Raw genomic sequence first — 20,279 nt, forward strand, 5'->3', positions numbered from 1 at the left:
AGGCTCCTCGGTCGCGCGAAGGACGCGGCGCGTCCCTCTCGCCACAAAAGATGACGAAAGCGAGGAGCGTGCCGCGCTCAGCGTGACCGTTAGGCCCGAGGCGTTGAGGAAGGACTACCGCAGGGGTGGACTCGCGCCCCTCGACGCAACCCACCGTCGAGACGTCAGGACAGTGGCGTGTCCTCGTGCTCGAAGCGCGCGGAGCGGGTGCCGCTCAGGAGCCCCGTCCGGGCCAACTTCTGCGCCTTGGACACGGCCTGTACGGCCGCTGCCAGGGCCGGAAGTGCGACGGGCCGGAACGTCTCAGCCTGATGATCGACGATGATGGTGGAGCGGTCGGAACGTCGAGCGGTGCCTGAAGTCTGTGGGCGCGGGTGCATGTAACGGGTGTCCTGTTGTGCTCGACAGGCTCTGTCAGGTTCTCGTGCCTAATCTTGAGCCATGAACGTCTCGCGGGCACCGTTTGGTTTCACCCGGACGCCGATCGAGCGACGTGACAACCATAGAGCCGCCGCCAACCTGAATGAAAGCTTAAGGCTCTCACGATCCCTTGACCAAAGCCCAAATCGACCGCGCGTCCCATCTCGAGAACACTTAAGCAGGGCCGCGCTTGCAGCGCAAAAGACATCATGCACTGCGAAGAATACCTTCGCGGTGCAATCTTGATGGTCAAGCCACGGGACGCGGAGCGGCTTCGAGCTTCTGCTCCGCGATCCAGGCCGAAGTCCGGTCGAGGGCTCGCGTCAGGCGGTCGAACAGGGTGTCGATCTCGGAGGGCGTGATCACCAGGGGCGGGCAAACCGCGACGCGGTCCCCGGCGAGGAACCGTACGATCAGCCCTTCGGCCTGGGCGAAGGCGACCACCCGCGCCGCCACGCCGGCCTTCGGCTCGTATTGCCGGCGGGACGCCTTGTCCGCCACGAGCTCGATGCCGCCGATGAGCCCGATGCCGCGTGCCTCCCCGACGAGGGGGTGATCGCCCAGCGCCGCCAGGCGCGCCTGGAACTGCGGCGCCTTCTCGGCGACCCCCTCGACGATGCGGTCGCGCTTGTAGATCGCGATGGTCTTGAGGGCGACGGCGCAGGCGACGGGGTGCCCCGAATAGGTGGTGCCGTGTCCGAAGGTCCCGAGCTTGGCGCTCTGCTGCACCATCAGACGGTAGAGCGGCTCATCGACGGAGATGCCGCCGAGCGGCAGGTAGCCGGAGGTGAGCGCCTTGGCGAAGGACAGGCTGTCGGGCCGCATCCCCATCGCCTCGGATCCGAACCAGGTCCCGAGCCGCCCGAAACCGCAGATCACCTCGTCGGCGATGAAGCGCACGTCGTGCCGGTCGAGCACGGCCTGGATCTTGGCGTAATAGCCCGCGGGCGGGAGAATGGCCCCGCCGGCGCCGAGCACCGGCTCGGCCACGAAGGCCGCGACGGTCTCGGGGCCCTCACGGAGGATCACCGCCTCCAGCTCGGCGGCGAGGCGGGTGGTGAAGGCCTCTTCGCTCTCCCCCTCCTGCCCGAAGCGATAATGGTGCGGGCAGCCCACATGCAGGAAACCCGGCAGCGGCAGGTCCCAGTCGGCGTGGTTGGCGGGCAGGCCCGTCATCGAGGCCGTGGCCACCGTGACCCCGTGGTAGCCCTTGATGTGCGAGAGGATCTTCTTCTTGCGGGGTCGGCCCAGCGCATTGTTCATGTACCAGGTCAGCTTGACCTGCGTGTCGTTGGCTTCCGAACCCGACGAGGTGAAGAAGATCTTCGAGGTCGGAACCGGCATGAGCTCCTTCAAGGTCTCGGCCAATTCGATCGCCGGGTCGTGGCTCCGCCCCGAAAAGAGGTGCGTGAAGGGCAAGCGCGCCATCTGCTCGCTGGCAGCCTCCACCAATTCCTCGTTGGAATAGCCCAGCGCCGTGCACCACAGGCCGGCCATGCCCTCGAGATAGGGTCGGCCGTCGCTGTCGTAGACCCACACGCCGTGGCCGCGCTCGATGACGAGCGGCCCCGTCTCGCGAAAGGTCTCCAGGTTGGTGTAGGGATGGATCAGGGTTTCGACGTCGCGGGTCGCGAGGTTCGAGAGCATAGTTTTGCCTGACGGTTGGCCGATGGCCGACATGGGTGCGAGACTGTAACGAGGGGCGCCCGCCGTAGAAACCCGCGCGACGTCGCAACCGGACCCGAACCCATGCTCGACCCCGCCACCATCGTGGCTCAACCCGCCCCCGGCCGCGCCTGCGGAACCTGCACCCTCTGCTGCAAGGTCTACGACGTCCCGGCGGTGGAGTCCGTTGCCGGGCAATGGTGCCGGCACACCCGGCAGGGGCGGGGCTGCGCCATCCACGCCACCCGGCCCGATCATTGCCGCGCCTTTCACTGCCTCTGGATGACCGAAGGCTGGATGGGCCCGGAATGGAAGCCCGAGCGCGCCAAGATGGTGCTGAGCCTCGATCCGATCTCGCGCCACATGAACGTGCAGGTCGATCCGGGCCAGCCGAATGCCTGGCGGCGCGAGCCCTATTACGGCCAGCTCAAACGCTGGGCGGTGTCGTCGCTGGCCCAGAAGCGCCACGTCCTCGTCCATCTCAACAGGACCACCACCGTGGTGCTGCCCGACCGCGACGTGGCCCTCGGCGTCTTCGAGCCCGGCGACCGCATGGTGGCGCGCGAGCGTATGACCCCGCAGGGGGTCGTGATCGAGGTCGAGAAGGTCCGCGATGCGGCCTGAGATTCTCGGGACCACGATCCGCGGGATCCTGTTCGACAAGGACGGGACCCTCGTCGATTTCGACCGGACCTGGGGGCCGGCCGCCTATTCGGTGATGTCAGACCTGTCGGGCGGCGACCGGTCCCGGCTGGATGCGCTCATGCGGGTGAGCCACTACGACGAGGTCGGCCAGCGCTTCGCGCCGACCTCGCCGCTCATCGCCGGCTCCTCGGCCGGCTACGGCCCCCTCTGGGCCGAGGTCCTGGGCCGGCCCGCCGGCCCGGCGCTCTATGGCGAGATGGACGCGTTGTTCCGCGCGGCCGGCCTCGCGGCGCTGACGCCGATCGGTGCACCGTCGGACCTCGCCGCATGCCTCGTGGCCGGCGGCTTCACCCTCGGGATCGCCACCAACGACGCCGAGGCTTCGGCGCGGGCCCAATGCGCCGCCCTCGGCCTCGCATCGCACTGCGCCTTCGTGGTGGGCTATGATTCCGGTCACGGCGCCAAGCCGAAGCCCGGAATGGTCACGGCCTTCGCCGACCATCTCGGGGTGCCGGCGAAGCGGATCGCCATGGTGGGGGATTCCCCCTACGACCTCGCCGCGGCCCGCGCGGCCGGGGCGATCGCGATCGCGGTGCTCAGCGGCCCGCTGGGTGCCGCCGCCCGGGACGAGCTGGAACCCCTCGCCGACTACATCCTCGACTCGGCTGCGGATTTGCCGGCGCTGCTCGGGCTCTAGCCCGCTTCGCCGGTGACCGGCTGCTCACGGGCCAGATCGCGCCACTTCAGCACGAGGCGCTCGAAATCCGCGATGTCCTGGGCCGGCAACTGCCCCAGGGTGCGGGCGACGTACGCTTTCTGCGCGACGATGCCGCGCGTGGCGAGGTCCGCTCCGGCGGGGGTGAGATAGAGGGCGTGCGAGCGCCGGTCGCCCGGGATCGGACGACGCTCGACGAGGCCGGCTTCGACGAGACGATCGATCAGCCCGGAGACGTTGCCCTTGGTCACGTAGAGCCGCGCCGCGAGGTCCTGCTGCGTCATGCCCTCGCGCTCGGTGAGGGTGGAGAGGGCATCGAATTGTGGGATGGACAATCCCAATCCGCGCAATTCCCCGGCCATCGCGGCGGTCACCCGACGGTTGAGGCGGATGAAGCGAAACCAGACCCGCAGAGGATCGGCAGCCTCGGCGGGGGTCGGAGCGGGTGGGGGCGCAGGCATCGTCGGGCGGCTATAGCAGACACGGCGCCACTCCCGGAAGCTTCGCGACACACAGCCCGGGTGGCGCCGGGGAGCGCGGACCGGTAAAGCTCCAGGCATACGGCCCCGCGGATCGTCCGGACAGCGAATCTCGTCACAGCATGCGTCGTCTGCCCTACGAAGATCCCATCACCCGCGCCGGCCCGGTCTCGCGGACCGTCGCGGTGCTGGCCCTCCTCGTCAGCCTCTTCGCCCTCGTCCTGGTGCGCGATCCGCGCGCCGAGGCGGGCCCCGCCCTGGCGACCCTCGGCGCCGGTCTCGTTCTGGCGGGGGTCGCGGTGTTCCTGGCCCTCGTCGCCTTCGTCCGGGTCTGGCGCGAAGGCGCGCGGGGCCTCGGGGCGGCCCTGGCGGGCCTGTTCCTGGCCGGTCTCGTCCTCGCCTATCCGGCCTACGCGGCCCTGCGCGCCCTGAGGCTGCCGGCGCTCGCGGACGTGACCACCGACACCGACAATCCCCCGGCCTTCTCGCGCTCCCGCACCGCCTTCGCTGCCCGCGAGGGTCGCTATCCGCCCGATCCAGGCCCCGCCGCCCGCGCCGCGCAACGCGCGGCCTATCCGCAGATCGCGCCGCTGACCCTCGACCTCGATGCCGACGAGGCCTTCGAGCTCGCACGCAAGGCGGCCGTGAACCGCCGTTGGCAGATCGTCGAGGCGATCCGCCCCGGCGGACGTGTCGGGAACGGCCGCATCGAGGCGGTGTCGCGCGGTCCCATCCTCAACCTCGCCGATGACGTCACCGTTCGGGTCCATCCGCGGGCGGACGGGGCCCGCATCGACGTCCGCTCCGCCTCGCGTCTCGGCACGCGGGACTTCGGCAGCAACGCCGACCGCATCCGCGCCTATCTCGACGAAGTCGCCAATCTCGCCATCGCGGTGAAGTGAACGGGCGTCAGGCCGGTGCGTAGCGGCTGTCGAGCCGGGCAGGGCCGTCGCTCCGCACGACGCCGCGCTCGACCAGATCCTCGAGGTGGGCGAAGACCGACAGGGCGGCCGCTCCGCGCAGGGCGGGGTTCAGGCCCTGGTAGATCGCCGCGACGATGGCGCGGATGTCCCGGTCGCCCGCCTCCAGGCGCCCGCGGATCGCGCTCTCACGCTGACGGCGATGGGTGGCGAGACCGCGCACGAAGCGGCGCGGGTCGCGGACCGGTCCGCCATGGCCGGGCCAGTAGATCGTCTCGTCACGGTCCCGCAGAGCCTCGAGGGACTCCATGTAGGCGCGCATCGCGCCATCGGGGGGCGCCACGATGGTGGTCGACCACGCCATCACGTGGTCGCCCGAGAACAGGGCCGTCTCCTCCCGCAGGGCGAAGGCGAGGTGGTTCATGGTGTGGCCCGGGGTCTCCACGGCCTCGAGGGTCCAGCCTGGCCCCGCGACCGTGTCGCCCATCCGCAATTGCCGGTCGGGGACGTGGTCCCGGTCGGCGCTGGCATCGAGATGGGGGATCTCGCCCGCGCCGAGCGTGCGCGCCGCCCGGTGCGGACCGCAGCCGAGGATCGGCGCGCCCGTATGCGCCTGGAGCAGCCGGGCTCCCGGCGAGTGATCCCGGTGGGTATGGGTGACCAGGATGGCCGTCACGGGGGCCCCGGCGCAGGCCGCGACGAGCGCCGCGATGTGCCCCTCGTCCGCCGGGCCTGGATCGACGATCGCGACGGCCTCGTCGCCGACGAGGTAGCTGCAGGTGCCGGTCGCCGTGAACGGTCCGCCGTTCGGTGCGATCCGCCGCCGGACCAGGGCGGAGAGCCGGACCGTCTCGCCGCTGGGAGGCGGCGATCCGTCGAGGTCGGGATCGGACTGCGTCTCGCTCACAGCGGCTCCTGAGCGGGTGGGATCGATCCGGCCCCTCCGCCGCCATCGGCCGAGGGACGACGCGCGGCACGCGACCGGCCGCCGATTCAATAGACGAAGGGCGATGCCATCACGACCCGGGTCGGCGCCCGGACCGCACCGAAGCGCGGCTCGACGTCGATCGGCAGCGGCCCCGGCTCGAAGCCGTCGGACGCGGCGACCCGGACACGGAGCGCCCGATCGGCTCTGCGGACACCCTGGCGGAGGGCTCGGGCATCGGCCTCGCGGCGGACCACATCGACCTTGGCATCGATGTCGCGCCGCGCGCGGCGCGACAGGCCGCGCGCCTCGCGGAAATCGACGACGGTGAAACCGCCGGCGCGGGCCGGTACGACGACGGCCGCGCTCGCCTCGGTGGCGACGACGTCGCCGGCGCGCACGGTCATGTCCTGGAGAATCGAGAGCGGCGCGGCCACGCCCTGCTCGGGCTGACAGCTGCACTGCTCCACCCGTTTCGTCCGATAGAGGTTGGCCACGGCGAGGCTGCGGTAGGGCTGTCCGTCGAGACCGACGGCGCGGTCGAATTCGGTCTCCCCCGCCCCCAGGGTGAAGAGACGCGTCGGCGTGTTCGGGCAGGCCGCCGCGCAGGCGGCCTCGTGAACCGGCAGGTCGGACCGGGCCCCGAGGCGTCCGAGGGGGAAGACGTAGCCGTCGCAGGATCGCACGCAGACGGTGCGGGCCCCCAATACGGTGCGCGCGGCGGCCGGCACAGCCGCCACCTGGTTTCTCGCGGCCGGACCTCGGGGATGCCGGATCCGGATCGGTCGGGCCGCGGTCGCCTCGACGAGGGGGCGCGGCGTTTGGCGCATCGGCCGCACGGCGCTCACCCGCCGGGCGTCGGGAAGCGAGACGTAATGCCCGGGCCGGCGCGCGGGAATCGATGCCGCCGGCGGAGGGGCCGGCTCACGGAACAGCGTCTCGAGGAAATTGAAGAGGCCCCCCCGCTCCGAGGCCCTGACCATCGTCGTCCCCGCCGTGACCCCACCGAGACCCAGAAGAAGGCCGGCCAGTGCCGTCCCTATCATCTGCTGTCGCGTACCGGCCGGTGCGAGACGCTGCCACTTCATACCCGCCGGCTCCGCTTCCGTCGCTGAGATCGTTTTGGCCGCCTCTCACGGGGCACGGCTTCCTCAGGTACACATCATCGCGGACCCGGCGCAACGGCGGCAAACAACCGAGACGGGCGCGCGTGACGACGGAGCGGCGGCATCCTGGCTGGTTTCGAGGGCCGGCAGGGCGGTGCAGTTTCAACGACGCACAGCCGTGCCGTCGAAACATATTGCTCGATGTTCCTCTGTGGCGTGATCGATGGCGTCGTGCCCGATCGCCCTGTTGGCAATGAAACCGCGGTGAAGGACCGACCGCCGATCGCAATCCCGGTGTCGCGGGAAGGCTACGGCCATGCGGTCTTTCATCGAAACCTCGACATCGGCTCACGGCAATCGGACGGAACCGGCGACATCCGGGTCGCGCGGACGAACAGAACGAGCAATTCGCCCAAACAGCTAAGACTGCTCTTCCCTCAAAGCTAACCTTTGATGGAAACCCGGACTACAGATTTCTCCGGATCATCACGGGGATTTTATCTACGGTTTTATTCGGATTTAAGGCTTTCCGGCTTCAATCGGTGTGCACCGGGGAGGGTGCCGGCAGCGGTTCCCACGCTGTCGTCGAAACACCCCGCAGGGGATGTCGAGCGCTCCGGATCGTCGAGTCGACAGCACAGTTCCCTCGAGGAATCGCGCCGCGCTTCCTCACCGGTGGTCGGGCCCGTCCCACGGGTACCCCGGAGGGCGCAGAGGTGTCCGCACGGCAGTGGAACGCATCGCAGCCGAGGATTGGCCCATGACATTCTTCAACACCCGCACCGCGGCAAAGCTCGAGGCGCTCGACCGGTCCCAAGCCGTGATCGAGTTCCTTCCCGACGGCACGATCGTGACCGCCAACGAGAATTTCCTGAAGACCGTGGGCTATGAACTCGCGGAGATCAAAGGCCGGCACCATCGCATGTTCGTCGACGCGGCGGATCAGGACCGTCCGGCCTACGAGGCCTTCTGGGCCGCTTTGGCCCGAGGAGAGTTCCAGCGTGCCGAGTACAGGCGGATCGGCAAGGGTGGCCGCGAGATCTGGCTGCAGGGAACCTACAATCCCATCCGGGGACGGGACGGCCGCGTGACCAGCGTGGTCAAATTCGCCACCGACATCACGGAGGAGAAGCAGCGGAGTGCCGATACGCGGAGCCAGATCGAAGCGATCGGCCGGTCGCAGGGCGTGATCGAGTTCGACCTCGACGGCACGATCGTGAATGCCAATCGAAATTTCCTCGATGTGGTGGGATACAGTCTCGAGGAGGTGAGGGGCCAGCATCACCGCCTGTTCGTCGACGGCCCCGAACGGGACAGTGCCGCCTATCGTGTCCTCTGGGAGGGATTGGCCAGGGGCGTCTTCCAGAGCGGCGAGTTTCGGCGCATCGGCAAGGATGGCCGCGCGATCTGGCTGCAAGCCACCTACAACCCGATCCTCGACTTGGCCGGGCGCCCGGTCAAAGTGGTCAAGTTCGCCACCGACGTCACGGCCGAGAAGCTGCGGACTGCAGAGCTGCAGGGCCAGGTGGAAGCGATCGGCCGCTCGCAGGGCGTGATCCATTTCGATCTCGCCGGACACGTCCTGGATGCGAATGCGAATTTCCTCGCCGTTCTGGGCTACGATCTCGCTCAGATCCGGGGCCAGAACCACCGCATGTTCGTCGACCCAACCTATGGAGCCTCGGCCGAGTACAATGCGTTCTGGGCCGCCCTGCGCCGGGGCGAGTTCCGCAGCGGAATCTTCCAACGCGTCGGCGCAGGCGGCCGCACGATCTGGATCCAGGCCTCCTACAACCCGATCCTCGACATGAGCGGCCGGCCGTTCAAGGTGGTCAAGTACGCCACCGATATCACGGCGCGGATGCGCTCGCAGATCGAGGCCGCCGGCGCCTCGTCGCAGACCCTCGTGAATGTCCAAGCGGTGGCCTCGGCCGCCGAGGAATTGAACGCCTCCATCGGCGAGATCGCCAGCAGCCTTGCCCGGTCCCGCCAGGAGGTGGACGAGATGGACGAGCGCGCGCAGAGAGCCGACCGGTCGACCGGCCAGCTCGCTGACGCCGCCGCGTCGATGAACGGTATCGTTCAGTTGATCCAGGGCGTCGGCGGGCAGATCAATCTGCTGGCCCTCAACGCTACGATCGAGGCCGCCCGCGCTGGCGAGGCGGGGCGCGGCTTTGCCGTGGTGGCGGGCGAGGTGAAGAACCTCTCCAACCAGGTCACGAACGCCACGGCACGGATCGCCGAGGATATCAAGACGATGCAGACGGTCTCCGGCGACGTCGTCGTCTCCTTGACGGCCATCGGACAGGCGATCGACGTGGTTCGCGGCTTCGTCACGGGCGTGGCCTCTGCGGTGGAGGAGCAGAGCGCCGTCACGCAGGAAATCTCGATGAGCATGCAGACGGCGGCTCACGGCGTGGCCGATATCGATCGCAACCTGCAAGCTCTGGCATCCTGACGGCCTGAGGGTCCGAGAGGAGCAACCATCGCGTCGGGTCCGACTTAGCCGTTTGCTCTTTTTATAGCTCCTGCTATAAAGCGGTGGGCTGCTTCCAGGCGCCCGGCGGTCCTCTTCCCGGAAACACGCGTGGGCATGGCTCGACACGAACCTCTGACGGCTCCGATGCCCGTCTCGGCACCGGAGGGTACCCTGGCGAACGGAACGCGCACGGAAGGATCCTGGCGCTTCAGCCGAGAGACTCTTGACCACCCGAGCCTCGGACGCATGAACGGCAGCGTTCCCGTTCAGGCGACAGGCACCTGGTTGCGGCGACTGCTGGCCTTCATCGGCCCCGGCTACATGGTCTCAGTCGGCTACATGGATCCCGGCAACTGGGCGACGGACATCGCCGGCGGTGCCCAGTTCGGCTACACGCTGCTCTCGGTCATCCTGCTGTCCAACCTCATGGCCATCGTCCTCCAGGCGCTCGCCGCTCGGCTCGGGATCGCGACGGGTCGCGACCTCGCCCAGGCCTGCCGGGATCATTACCCGCGCCCCATCAGCCTGATGTTGTGGCTCGCCTGCGAAGCGGCGATCATCGCCTGCGACCTCGCCGAGGTCATCGGGACGGCCATCGCCCTCAAGCTCCTGTTCGGCTTGCCCCTCGTCGTTGGCGCAACCCTCACGGCGCTCGACGTTTTCCTGATCCTGCTCCTGATGCGGCGGGGCTTTCGCGCGCTCGAGGCCTTCGTCATCGCTCTGTTGGCCGTGATCTTCGTGAGCTTCGGGATCCAGATCGCACTCGCGGCACCACCACTCCAAGCGGTGCTCGGCGGCTTCCTGCCCACATCCGAGATCGTCCGGAATCCGGCGGCGCTCTACATCGCCATCGGCATCATCGGCGCCACCGTGATGCCGCACAATCTCTACCTGCATTCCTCCATCGTGCAGACGCGGGCTTATCCTCGGACGGACGACGGCCGACGTGAGGCCATCCGCTTCGCGGTGGCCGACTCGACGATCGCGTTGATGCTGGCCCTGTTCGTGAATGCCGCCATCCTGATCATGGCCGCCTCGGTGTTCCACGCCCAGGGACGCACCGACATCCAGGAGATCGAGCAGGCCTACGAACTGCTCTCACCGCTCCTCGGAGCCGGCATCGCCTCGACGCTGTTCGCGGTGGCGTTGCTGGCCTCAGGCCTCAATTCCACCGTCACGGCGACGCTGGCGGGACAAATCGTGATGGAAGGATTCCTGCGCCTGCACATCCCGGACTGGGCCCGACGCCTGGTCACCCGCGGGATCGCCATCGTGCCGGTCGTCGGCGTCACGGCACTCTATGGAGAACAGGGTACGGCGAAGCTGCTCGTGCTGAGTCAAGTGGTGCTGTCGATGCAGCTCCCCTTCGCGATCATCCCCCTGGTCGGTTTCGTCTCCGACAGAGGGAAGATGGGGGTTCACACGATCAAACCCTGGCTCAAGGTCGCGTCCTGGGCCATCGCGGCCCTGATCGTCGTCCTGAACGGCAAGCTGCTCTTCGATACCGTGCTGGGCGCCTGAAACGACGCCCTTCAGGCAGGCCTCAGCGGCGACGGTCGGCGCGGACACGCACCGGGATCGGCTGAGGCGCCGGCATCGGCCCTTCGAGGATCGCACCGATCAGCGAGCGACTGGCCTCGACGACGGTTTTGATCAGACGTCGCGCGATGGAGGCGACAGTCGATTGTCTCATGACGGGCTCCTGACCGACGGGCTGAGGACGAACGTCGCATCCCGGGCCGGGTTCCGGTTGCGATGAGACACAGATAGCAACATCAGTGTCGCTTGCTCAGGGGTCGAGGGCAATCGGCCGCATCGGTGCGAAACGCGCAAAAAAACACCGGCGCGATGACGCCGGTGCCCAGACCCGATGCAGGCGGAGGATGGTGGAGTCGTAGGGTCCCGGGGACCCTACGGCTTGCCGCGCTTCGCCATGAGCTGCTCGATCAGCGAACCGCCCTTTTCGATGGCAGCAAGTTCCTCCGCGACCGCGTCCACGGTCTCGCGGATCTGTTCCGGCGTATGCTCCGAGGTGATGAAGAAGCGCAGGCGCGACGCTCGTTCCGGCACGGCCGGGTGGATGATCGGCTGAACGTTGATGCCGCGCTTGAAGAGGCGGTCCGACAGCGTCACCGACTTCAGGGAGTCGCCGACGATGACGGGGATCACCGCGAGGCCGAGGCTGGTCCCGGTGTCGAGCCCATGCTTCTTCGCGCAAGACAGGAACAGGTGGCCGTTCTGCCGCAGACGCTCCACCCGGTGCGGTTCGGCATGCATGATCTCGAGCGCCGTTTCGGCTGCGGCCGCGAGAGGCGGCGAGATGCCAACGCTATAGATGAAACCGCCAGCCGTGCACTTGAGGTACTCGATCAACGCCGCCGGTCCGGCCACGTAACCGCCGCAGGTGGACAGGGTCTTCGAGAGGGTGCCCATCCAGATATCGACCCCGTGGGGATCGACGTCACAATGTTCGGCCAGACCGATGCCGGTCCGCCCGAGGACGCCGAGCCCGTGCGCGTCGTCGACCATCAGCCAGGCGTCGTAGCGCTGCTTCAGGGCGATGAGTGCCGCGAGGTCCGGCGCATCGCCGTCCATGCTGTAGAGGCCTTCCACCACGATCAGCGCCCGGCGATGCTCGTGGCGCGTGGCGCCGAGCAACGTCTCCAGGGCGTCGAGATCGTTGTGGGAGAACGAGCGGCGCTGAGCGCCGGAGAGCTGAGCGCCGGTGACGATGCTGTTGTGGCTGAGGGCGTCGTGGAAGATCACGTCGCCCGGCTCCAGCAGGGCGCCGATCGTGGTGACGTTGGTGGCGTGGCCGCTCACCATAACCACACAGGCCTCGGTGTCGTAGTGGTCGGCCAGGGCCTTCTCCAGGGAGAGGTGTCCCGGTCGCTCACCGGCCACGATCCGGCTGGCCGACGCCGACGTGCCGTAGGTTTCGATCGCACGGGCCGCCGCAGCGTTGACGTCGGGATGCCCGTTCAGACCGAGGTAGTCATAGGACGAGAAGTTGACGAACGACTTGCCGGCGATGCGCGTCGTGGCGCCGGCCTTGGTCTCGTGCACCCGGAAGAACGGATTGCCGAGGCCGATCAGATCGGCCGCCGAGCGCTGGAGGCGCAACTCCCGGTATCCCGGCAGGGACTCGAAGTTCTGTACGGACGCATCGCCCGCCGGGCGCTGCGCCGGACGGGCGGGAGCCGTCCGGTTGGCGTTTCGCCCGAGGCGGTTCGTGACGAAGCCCGCCAGGGCCGCGCGTCCGCCGTCCGGTCTCGCGGAATTGCTCATGCGGCATGCCTCAAGGGGGAATCGCTCACGGGAGGATTTCTTTGATCGCGAGGCTGTTTTCTTCGACCATCGCGTGGAAGGGCTCGAGGGTGCGGACATCCACCCCCTCGCTGGCGTGACGCTGGGCCAAGCTCATCACGGCCGCCGCCGCCTCGTCCACCGGAGCCGCGATCGACTGGATCAGGGTCTCGGTGAGTTCGTTGACGGTGAGGCCGGAGGAGATGCCGGACGGCGGCGCCTCGAGGGCGAAGCGCTCCTGCAGGCTCGCGCCGAGTTCGACGCCCATCAACGAGTCGAGACCGATCTCGGAGAGGTGGCGCACGCGGCTGATGTCGTCCTTGGGCAGGCGCAGGATTCGGGCGATGTCCTCCACGATGGCGTCGGCCACCGTCTTGCGCACCGAGTCGATGTCCTGCGTCTTCAGGAGCAGGCCGATATTGATGGCCGCCACCGTTCCGGCTTCCATCTGCTGGTCCGAACCGAGCTCGGCGTAGCTCGGGCTCTTCATGGTGGCGAGACGCTCGCGCGCCTTGCCCCAATGCATCGACGCGATGGCGATCACGGCGTCGTCCGGGCTCGACCCCTGGCCTTCGAGCGCGTCGGCCATGAGGTCGAGGCAATGGCGGGCATCCATCGGCGTCACGCCGACGCGACCCGCCAAGGTCTCCATCACCGCACGGTTACGGGCCAGCACGCCGACATCGCCGATGGCCCCCCAGGCGACGGCCAGCGCCGGCAGGCCGAGCTTGCGCCGGCGGCGGGCGAGGCCTTCCATGAAGCCGTTCGCGGCCACGTAGGCGCCCTGTCCGGGGTTGCCGATGAACGTTGTGGCCGAGGAGAACATCACGAAATAGTCGAGCGCGCGCGCGCGCGTCGCGGCGTCGAGATGCTCGGCGCCGATGACCTTCGGACGGATGACCGTGTCGAGGGCGGCGGCGTCGATGTTGGCGATGAGGCCATCCTGGAGCACCATCGCGCCGTGGATCACGCCGGCGAGCGACCGGCCCCCGCGCTCCACCTCGGCCAGCAGCGCATCCACCGCCTTGCGGCTGGTGATGTCGCAGGCCATCGCGACCACGGCGACGCCGCGGGCGCCGAGATCGGCCACGACCTGCTTGGCCTCGGGGCTCGCGGCCCCGTTGCGGCCGACGAGGACGATGTGCTTCGCACCCCGGTCCGCGAGCCAGCGCGCCGCCTCGATGCCGAAGCCGCCGAGACCGCCGGTGACGAGGTGGACACCCTCGGGAGAGATCGTGAAGGCGGACTTCTCCGTCTGCATCACGCTGCCGGGCTTCGGCGGTGCGATGACGATCTTACCCACATGCCCCGATTGCTGCATCAGCCGGAAGGCGTCCGAGACCTCGTCCGCCGTAAAGGGCTGGAAGGGCAGAGGCTTCAGCCCGCCCTCCTTGAACAGGGACATCACCTCCCGGAACAGCCGAGCCCCGTCCTCGCCCTGGTGCTGGAGCACCTGGTCGAGATCGACGCCGAAATAGGACAGGTTCCGGCGGAACGGACGCAGGCCGATATGGGTGTTGGCGACGTAGTCGCGCTTGCCCAGCTCGATGAAGCGGCCGAAGGGCTTGAGGACGTTGAGGCTGCGCTCCATCGCCTCGCCGAACAGGCTGTTCAGCACCACGCCGACGCCGTCGCCGGTGATGCGGCGGACATCGTCCACGAAGGCGAGGGAACGCGAGTCGAGCACGTGCTCGGCCCCCAACGCCTTGACCAGGGCGCGCTTCTCCCGCGAGCCGGCCGTGGCGATGACCCGCGCACCCTTCATCTTGGCGATCTGCAGGGCGGCCAGACCGACGCCGCCGGCTCCGCCATGGATCAGGACCCACTCGCCGCGGCGCAGGCGGGCGCAGCTGACGAGGCCGTAATAGGCCGTGAGGAAGGCGACCGGCACGGTGGCGGCGGCCTGCGGATCGAGGCCGGGCGGGCTCGGGGCCACGACGAGCTCGGGGACCAGGATGTGGGTCGCGAAGCCCGACTGCGCGAAGGCGACGACGCGATCACCGGGCTTGAAGGCGTCGACGCCCTTGCCGACGGAGAGGACCCGGCCGGCCACTTCCAGCCCGAGGCGCGGACCCGCGAAGCCATCCTCCAGGATCTCCTCCGGCAGCATCGACAGCGCCCAGAGGACGTCGCGGAAATTGAGACCCGTGGCCTCGACCGCGATCTCGACCTCGCCGCGCTCGGGAGCCCGGCGGGTCGCCGGCCCCCAGGCCATCTCGTTGAGGCCGCCGGTGTTGCTGCGTTCCAGGCGGGCCGCCTCGGCCGGAACCGCATCGGCGCCGGGACGACGGGAGAGCTGGCCCGGCGAGAACCGGATCACGCGGGTCCGGTCGGCGTCGAGGATGATCTCTGTCTCGAGCGTACCCGAGAGGATGAGGTCGCGCAGCCGCTCGGCGGCGGCCTTGGTCGAGAGCGCCTCGGCGAGGTCGATCCGACGCACGTCGAGATTCGCCACCTCGTTGGCAAGCGTCCGGCTGAACGCCCAGACGCCGGCCTCCACGGAGCCGGTCGGATCCCCCGCATCGCGGGTGGCGCCGGGGCAGACCACCCAGAGCCGGGTCTGGCGGCTGCCGAGATGCTCGACGCAGCGCTTCAGGCTCAGGCAGCGCTCCCGCAGGCGGTCCGCCGCGGCACCGGCATGGTTGAAGGCGCCTGCGAGGAAGACGACCGTGTCGGGGGTCTCGCGTTCCAGTTCGAGCAGCGACTGCTCCGAGTCGAGGATGATCGAGACGTGGACGCCGCTCGCCACCAGCAGGGTCGCCAGGGACGAGGCCGTCTCCGCCGCGACAGCGTCGTGCGAGCCGATCACGAACGCGAAGGTCTGGCCGGGCGCCGGCTTGGCGCGCACCGGCGCCTCGGCGATGAACAGAAGATCGTCCCCGTTGGCGGAGACGGCGCGATCGACGGCCACCCGCACGAGGCCGGTGTCGCTCAGCGCACGCTGCCACCCGGTGATGTCGTCGAGACGGCCCACCGGCAAATCGGCCGTGGCCTCGAACCAATCCGGGGTCAAGCCGAACACCAGATCGCGGAACAGCGACGCTCCCGGCTCGACGGCGACGAGGAAGCCTCCGGTCGCGAGCGCGTCGGCGACCTTGCCGAGCAGGGCTCGCTCGGAGCGATGCAGGACGTTGCTGGCCAGGATCACATCGAAGCTGCCTGCCGACAGCTCGGCCGTATCCTCGATGACGGTGAGGCCGCGCGGCAGGGCGAGGCGCGCCCGCTCCGCCAGGCGACGATCGGCTTCGAACACGGTCAGCTGCGCCTCGATGCCGTCCGTGAAGGCGGCGGCCTGCGCCGAGAGCGGTCCGAATCCGACCTGAAGCACCCGCAACGCACGGTCGCGGGGCAGGGCGGCACGGCCAGACTCGACGAGATCCGCGATCACGTCGGCCGCGGCCCGGGCCGTTGCACTGCGCAGGACGAAGGCGTCGAGGGCATTCTGCGAGAGGGTCGGAGCCTCCGTCAGATCACCCGAGAGCAACCGGCCGACGACGGCGCCGATATCGGCGGTGAGCACGAGTTCGGCCGAGAGTTCGGGGTGATCCGCCGCGATCCAACGCATGATCTCGTCGGGTGCCGGCAGGGACACATCCTTGCGCAGGGTCCAGCGCTCGCCGTCGAGGGTGGCGAGGTCGCTGCTCTCCAGGGCGTAGAGGGCGTTCAGGAGCCAGGGGCGCATCGCCTCCGGCACGCGGTCGTCGATCGCCACGGTGCCGGAGCGCTGGAGGCCCTCCGCCAGGCGGTAGGCCATCGACGTCGCCCAACCTTCGAGAAGGAGGTGCCCCGGTGCCAGCGGCGCCTCGGCAGGTGCGACGGCGGCCTTGCAGGCCGGACGGATCGCGTCGGCGACGCGCTTTCCGCGCTCCATCGCGATGGCGGTGGGTTCGGTGGCAAGCTCGGGCCGCTGCGCGATGGCGTACGCGGCGAGATCGCTGCCGTTCTTGGAGCGGAGCGCCTGAAACCGCCCCTCGCGCAAGGTGGCGATGACGGCGCCCTCGGCATCCACTAGGGTGAAATCGGCCAGGATGCTGCGCTCGTTGGCACGCCGGGTCCGAATCATCGCCCGGGCGATGACGGCCCCCGGCTTCACGAGGCGGATTTCGCCGAAGCGAACCGGGACATAGGCCTTGGTCGACCCCTCGCCCATCAGACCGGCGAAGAGCAGGATGAGGCCGTGGAAGCAGGAATCGAGGCGCGCGGGGACGAGCCCGAAGCGCCCGTCGGCCTCGGCGGGCAGGAGCTCCGAGACGATGGTGGTCTCGTCGAGGCGCGCACTCGCCGCGACCTGACGGAAGCTCGGGCCGAAGCCGAGACCCGAGGCGGCGGCCAGGCGGTAGAGGCTTTCGCCCGCCACCGCGTGTTCGGCGGGAACGTGCAGGTCCACCGGGGCGGGCGCCGGGAAGGTCCCATCGATGATCTTGGCCGCGGCGTGGAGCTGCCAGGCGGCCTGGGTCAGGCGTGGCCGGCTGAGAATCTGGATGGCGTTGCCCGAGCCGGCGACCCGCACCGCGACCTCGCGCAGGGATTCCTCGCCGAACACCATCGGCGACTGGATCTCGAAGTCCGCGAGCGTGACGCTGTCCGTCTTCATCGCCTCGCGGGCGACACCGAGGGCCATCTCGATGAAGGCCGCGCCGGGCAGGATCGCCTGCCCGTCGATGCGGTGATCATCGAGGTCCGGCACCGTCGCGATGTCGACGTGGCCGTGCCATTCGAGGCCGTCCGGTGCGACGCGGGAGCCGTAGAGCGGATGATAGGGACGCGGCGTCGCCGCACCGACACCCTCGGTGGTCTCCGCGAGCCGGAAGGAGCGACGCTGCCACGGATAGAGCGGCAGCGACACGTCGCCCGTCGGATTCGCCCCGAAGACCGTCGCCTCATCGACGGCGGCGCCCTGCACAAGGGCGGCCGCGACGGTGCGGGCGATCGGATCGCCGCCCGCCGGCTTGCGGTGGAGGACGCCGATGGTGGCGTTCTCGATGCCGAGGGGCTCGATGGCGTCGCCGATATGCGACAGCAGGGTCGCGCGGGGCCCCACTTCGATGAAGACGCGGGCGCCCTGTCGGGTCGCCTCCTGAACGGCCTCGCAGAAGCGCACCGGTTCACGGATGTTGCGCCACCAGTAACCGGCCCCGAACTGATCTCCGGCCAGCACCTTGCCGGTGACGGTCGATACCATCGCGGTCGTTGCAGCGTGCGGCTTGAGCCCAGCGAGGTCCCGCAGCAGCGGCTTCTCGGTCGGGTTCATCAACCGGCCGTGGAAGGGGTACTCGAGGTCGAGCTTGCGCCCGCGACGACGCTTGCGCGTCAGCGCCTTCATGGCCGCATCGATATCCTCCACCGGGCCCGCCACCGTGATGGCCTTGGGGCTGTTATAGGCGGCGATGTCGAGGCTCGGGTAATCCTTCAGGAACAGTTCGATCTCGTCCGCAGGGGCGAGCAGCACGGCCATCGTTCCGAAGCCGCGCGTCGTCTCCTGGTGCTTGCTCCGGTAGAAGATGACCTTCACGGCCTGTTCGAGGCTCAAGATCCCGGCGGCTTCCGCCGCGGCGATCTCGCCGACGCTGTGGCCGAGGACGTAGCTCGGCTTGAGGCCGTGGGCCCGCAGCGCCGTCGTCGAGGCGCTCGAGATCGCGAAGATCAGGGGTTGCGACACCCGCGTGAGGGCGAGGCGCTCCTCCAGATCCTCGGCGAACAGGGCCTCCTTCAGGGACCAGCCCGAAAGGGTGTGGAACAGGCCGTCGATGCGGTCGAAGGCCTCGCGGAAGACGGCGTTCTCGTCATAGGCCTCACGACCCATGCCGGCCCACTGACTCCCGTTGCCGGAATAGACAAAGGCGACCTCCGCCGCGCGGTCCACGGCGGTCCCCAGAAGGGCGTCGGGGGCATCCTCGGCCTCACCGACGGCGCGCAGGACCCCCGGAAGATCGGCATCCAGGGAGACGGCCAGGCGCGAGGACAGACGCTCGCGGCGATGGGCGGCGGCCGCGGCGATCCGGGCGATCTCGGCCTTGTCGGCGCCGTCGAAGCGCTCGGCGTAATCGAGGGCGAGTTCGTTGAGGGCGGCACGGCTCTGGGCCGAGAGCAGGAGCACTTCCGGCATCCGGGCCGCATCGGGGGCGACCGAGGCGGCACGAACCGGCGGGCCGTCCGTGAGAACGACGTGCGCGTTGGTGCCGCCGAACCCGAAGGAATTGACGCCCGCGAAGCGCGCCTTGCCATCGCGCGCCAGCGGCAGCGGCTTGTTCGTCACCGACAGGTTCAGGTCCCGAAAGGGGATCTCGGGATTCAGTTCGGCCGCGTGAAGCGAGGTCGGGAAGAGGTCGTGCTCGAGAGCGAGGCTGGCCTTCAGAAGACCGGCAAGGCCCGAGACCGGCTCGGTGTGGCCGATGTTGCTCTTGATCGAACCGATCGGCAGCGGCGCCTTGCGGGGACGACCGAGCTTGCTGCCGATGGCACTCGCCTCGATCGGATCGCCCACCGGCGTACCGGTGCCGTGGGCCTCGACGAAGACCACCGCGTCGAGGTCGATTTCGGCCTCGCGGTAGACCTGCTCCAGAAGCGCACCTTGGGCATAGCCGGAGGGCAGGGAGATGCCGGTGGTGCGCCCGTCCGAATTGACGCCGCTGGCCGCGATGACGCCGCGCACGGTACTGCCGTCGCGCAGGGCCGCTTTCGCGGATTTCAGCACGAGCACCACACCGCCCTCGGAGCGCACGTACCCGTCGGCGCTCGACGAGAAGGCCTGGCACAGGCCGGTGCGCGAGAGCATCTGCGCGTTCGAGAAGCAGATGAAGTTGAAGGGGCTCGCGAGAAGGTTCACGCCGGCAACGACCGCCGTGTCGATCCGACCGCTGGAGATGGCCGCCACCGCGGCATCGAGGGCGACGAGCGAGGACGAGCAGGCCGTGTCGACGGTGAAGCTCGGTCCCTTCAGGTCGTAGATGTAGGAGATGCGGTTCGACAGGATCGAGAGCGTGTTCCCGGTGGCCGCGTAGGCGTCCCCCGACGAGGTGTCGAGGACGCGCAGGTTGCCGTAATCCAGGGAGGAGGCGCCGACGAAGACGCCGATCTGGGTCCCCGCCACGTCCGAGGGGCGCAGCCCGGCATCTTCCAGGGCTTCCCAGGTGAGTTCCAGCAGCAGGCGCTGCTGCGGATCCATCTGCTCGGCCTCACGGGGCGAGATGCCGAAGACACCCGGGTCGAACGACCAGATGTCGTCGAGGACGCCGGCGGACCACGTATAGCTCTTGCCACGCTCCTGCGCGCGCGGGTGTCCGAACCGCTCCAGGGACCAGCGGTCATCCGGGATGCGACCGACGGCGCATCGCGCCTCGGTCAGGAGCTGCCAGAGCCCGTCGACGCTCGAAGCGCCGGGAAGCCGGCAGGCACGGCCGATGATCGCGATGTCTGTACGTTGTGTCACGTTCGATTCGCACACGCTCTTGAACGGGGGACAGGACCGACTTGTACCACCGGTGGCAACCAGCCCGATCCTTAGTATGGCTCCAGGCTACTGTCCAACCGGAGCGCCGGGAATCAGGGCAATCACCGACCGGACACAGGGACCCTGTTGCACGTATTCATCGATCATTCCGGCAAGATGAGGGAGCAAA

Annotated in this window: 14 protein-coding genes; 6 read left to right on the forward strand and 8 right to left on the reverse strand. The window is 69.0% G+C overall.

All coding sequences use genetic code 11. From position 1 onward, the window contains the following. Positions 1-164: 164 nt before the first annotated feature. The gene (locus ASG63_RS20890; protein WP_056221174.1) at positions 165-380 is read right to left on the reverse strand and encodes a hypothetical protein; all 216 of its coding nucleotides are present in this window, start codon (positions 378-380) and stop codon (positions 165-167) included. Between the two features lie 289 nt (positions 381-669). Then, positions 670-2,067: an aminotransferase gene (locus tag ASG63_RS20895; protein ID WP_056221177.1), complete on the reverse strand. Its 1,398-nt coding sequence runs from the start codon at positions 2,065-2,067 to the stop codon at positions 670-672. Positions 2,068-2,169: 102 nt separating this feature from the next. On the opposite strand from ASG63_RS20895, the gene ASG63_RS20900 reads away from it, so the two are divergent. Then, complete coding sequence (locus ASG63_RS20900) at positions 2,170-2,709, forward strand: hypothetical protein (RefSeq protein ID WP_056221180.1); 540 nt, start codon at positions 2,170-2,172, stop codon at positions 2,707-2,709. Beyond that, positions 2,699-3,427, forward strand: coding sequence for an HAD family hydrolase (locus ASG63_RS20905; protein WP_056221183.1), 729 nt, complete (start codon positions 2,699-2,701; stop codon positions 3,425-3,427). Before ASG63_RS20900 ends, ASG63_RS20905 begins: the two co-directional genes overlap by 11 nt. Here ASG63_RS20905 and ASG63_RS20910 read toward each other — a convergent pair. Beyond that, entirely contained in the window at positions 3,424-3,906 is a 483-nt protein-coding gene (locus ASG63_RS20910; protein ID WP_056221185.1) for a MarR family winged helix-turn-helix transcriptional regulator, read from the reverse strand. The two genes, ASG63_RS20905 and ASG63_RS20910, sit on opposite strands and share 4 nt — an antisense overlap. A 140-nt stretch (positions 3,907-4,046) precedes the next feature. Between ASG63_RS20910 and ASG63_RS20915 the strand changes: the two genes are divergently transcribed. After that, complete coding sequence (locus ASG63_RS20915) at positions 4,047-4,826, forward strand: DUF1499 domain-containing protein (protein WP_056221188.1); 780 nt, start codon at positions 4,047-4,049, stop codon at positions 4,824-4,826. Positions 4,827-4,833: 7 nt separating this feature from the next. On the opposite strand, the gene ASG63_RS20920 is transcribed toward ASG63_RS20915, so the two are convergent. Then, positions 4,834-5,751, reverse strand: a complete 918-nt coding sequence (locus ASG63_RS20920) for an MBL fold metallo-hydrolase (protein ID WP_056221191.1) — start codon at positions 5,749-5,751, stop codon at positions 4,834-4,836. Positions 5,752-5,837: 86 nt separating this feature from the next. Further along, the gene (locus ASG63_RS20925; protein ID WP_162248661.1) at positions 5,838-6,509 is read right to left on the reverse strand and encodes a DUF2865 domain-containing protein; all 672 of its coding nucleotides are present in this window, start codon (positions 6,507-6,509) and stop codon (positions 5,838-5,840) included. A 567-nt stretch (positions 6,510-7,076) separates the two neighbouring features. On the opposite strand from ASG63_RS20925, the gene ASG63_RS25680 reads away from it, so the two are divergent. The 3 genes from ASG63_RS25680 (at position 7,077) to ASG63_RS20935 (ending at position 10,875) form a co-directional block, all read left to right on the forward strand. Beyond that, entirely contained in the window at positions 7,077-7,322 is a 246-nt protein-coding gene (locus ASG63_RS25680; RefSeq protein ID WP_156394291.1) for a hypothetical protein, read from the forward strand. Between the two features lie 313 nt (positions 7,323-7,635). After that, the gene (locus tag ASG63_RS20930) at positions 7,636-9,333 is read left to right on the forward strand and encodes a methyl-accepting chemotaxis protein (RefSeq protein WP_056221197.1); all 1,698 of its coding nucleotides are present in this window, start codon (positions 7,636-7,638) and stop codon (positions 9,331-9,333) included. Positions 9,334-9,498: 165 nt separating this feature from the next. Then, the gene (locus ASG63_RS20935) at positions 9,499-10,875 is read left to right on the forward strand and encodes an Nramp family divalent metal transporter (RefSeq protein ID WP_082559438.1); all 1,377 of its coding nucleotides are present in this window, start codon (positions 9,499-9,501) and stop codon (positions 10,873-10,875) included. 22 nt (positions 10,876-10,897) lie between these two features. Here the strand turns inward: ASG63_RS20935 and ASG63_RS25685 are convergent, their stop codons facing one another. The 3 genes from ASG63_RS25685 to ASG63_RS20945 all read right to left on the reverse strand — a co-directional run bounded on the left by ASG63_RS25685 (position 10,898) and on the right by ASG63_RS20945 (position 20,089). Continuing rightward, positions 10,898-11,047: a hypothetical protein gene (locus tag ASG63_RS25685; protein ID WP_156394292.1), complete on the reverse strand. Its 150-nt coding sequence runs from the start codon at positions 11,045-11,047 to the stop codon at positions 10,898-10,900. A 218-nt stretch (positions 11,048-11,265) separates the two neighbouring features. Continuing rightward, on the reverse strand, positions 11,266-12,642 hold the full coding sequence (locus ASG63_RS20940) for an aminotransferase class I/II-fold pyridoxal phosphate-dependent enzyme (RefSeq protein ID WP_056221203.1): 1,377 nt from the start codon (positions 12,640-12,642) through the stop codon (positions 11,266-11,268). Between the two features lie 25 nt (positions 12,643-12,667). Next, complete coding sequence (locus ASG63_RS20945; RefSeq protein WP_156394293.1) at positions 12,668-20,089, reverse strand: type I polyketide synthase; 7,422 nt, start codon at positions 20,087-20,089, stop codon at positions 12,668-12,670. Positions 20,090-20,279 lie beyond the last annotated feature (190 nt).

Source organism: Methylobacterium sp. Leaf94 (genome assembly GCF_001426045.1).
Taxonomy (GTDB): Bacteria; Pseudomonadota; Alphaproteobacteria; order Rhizobiales; family Beijerinckiaceae; genus Methylobacterium.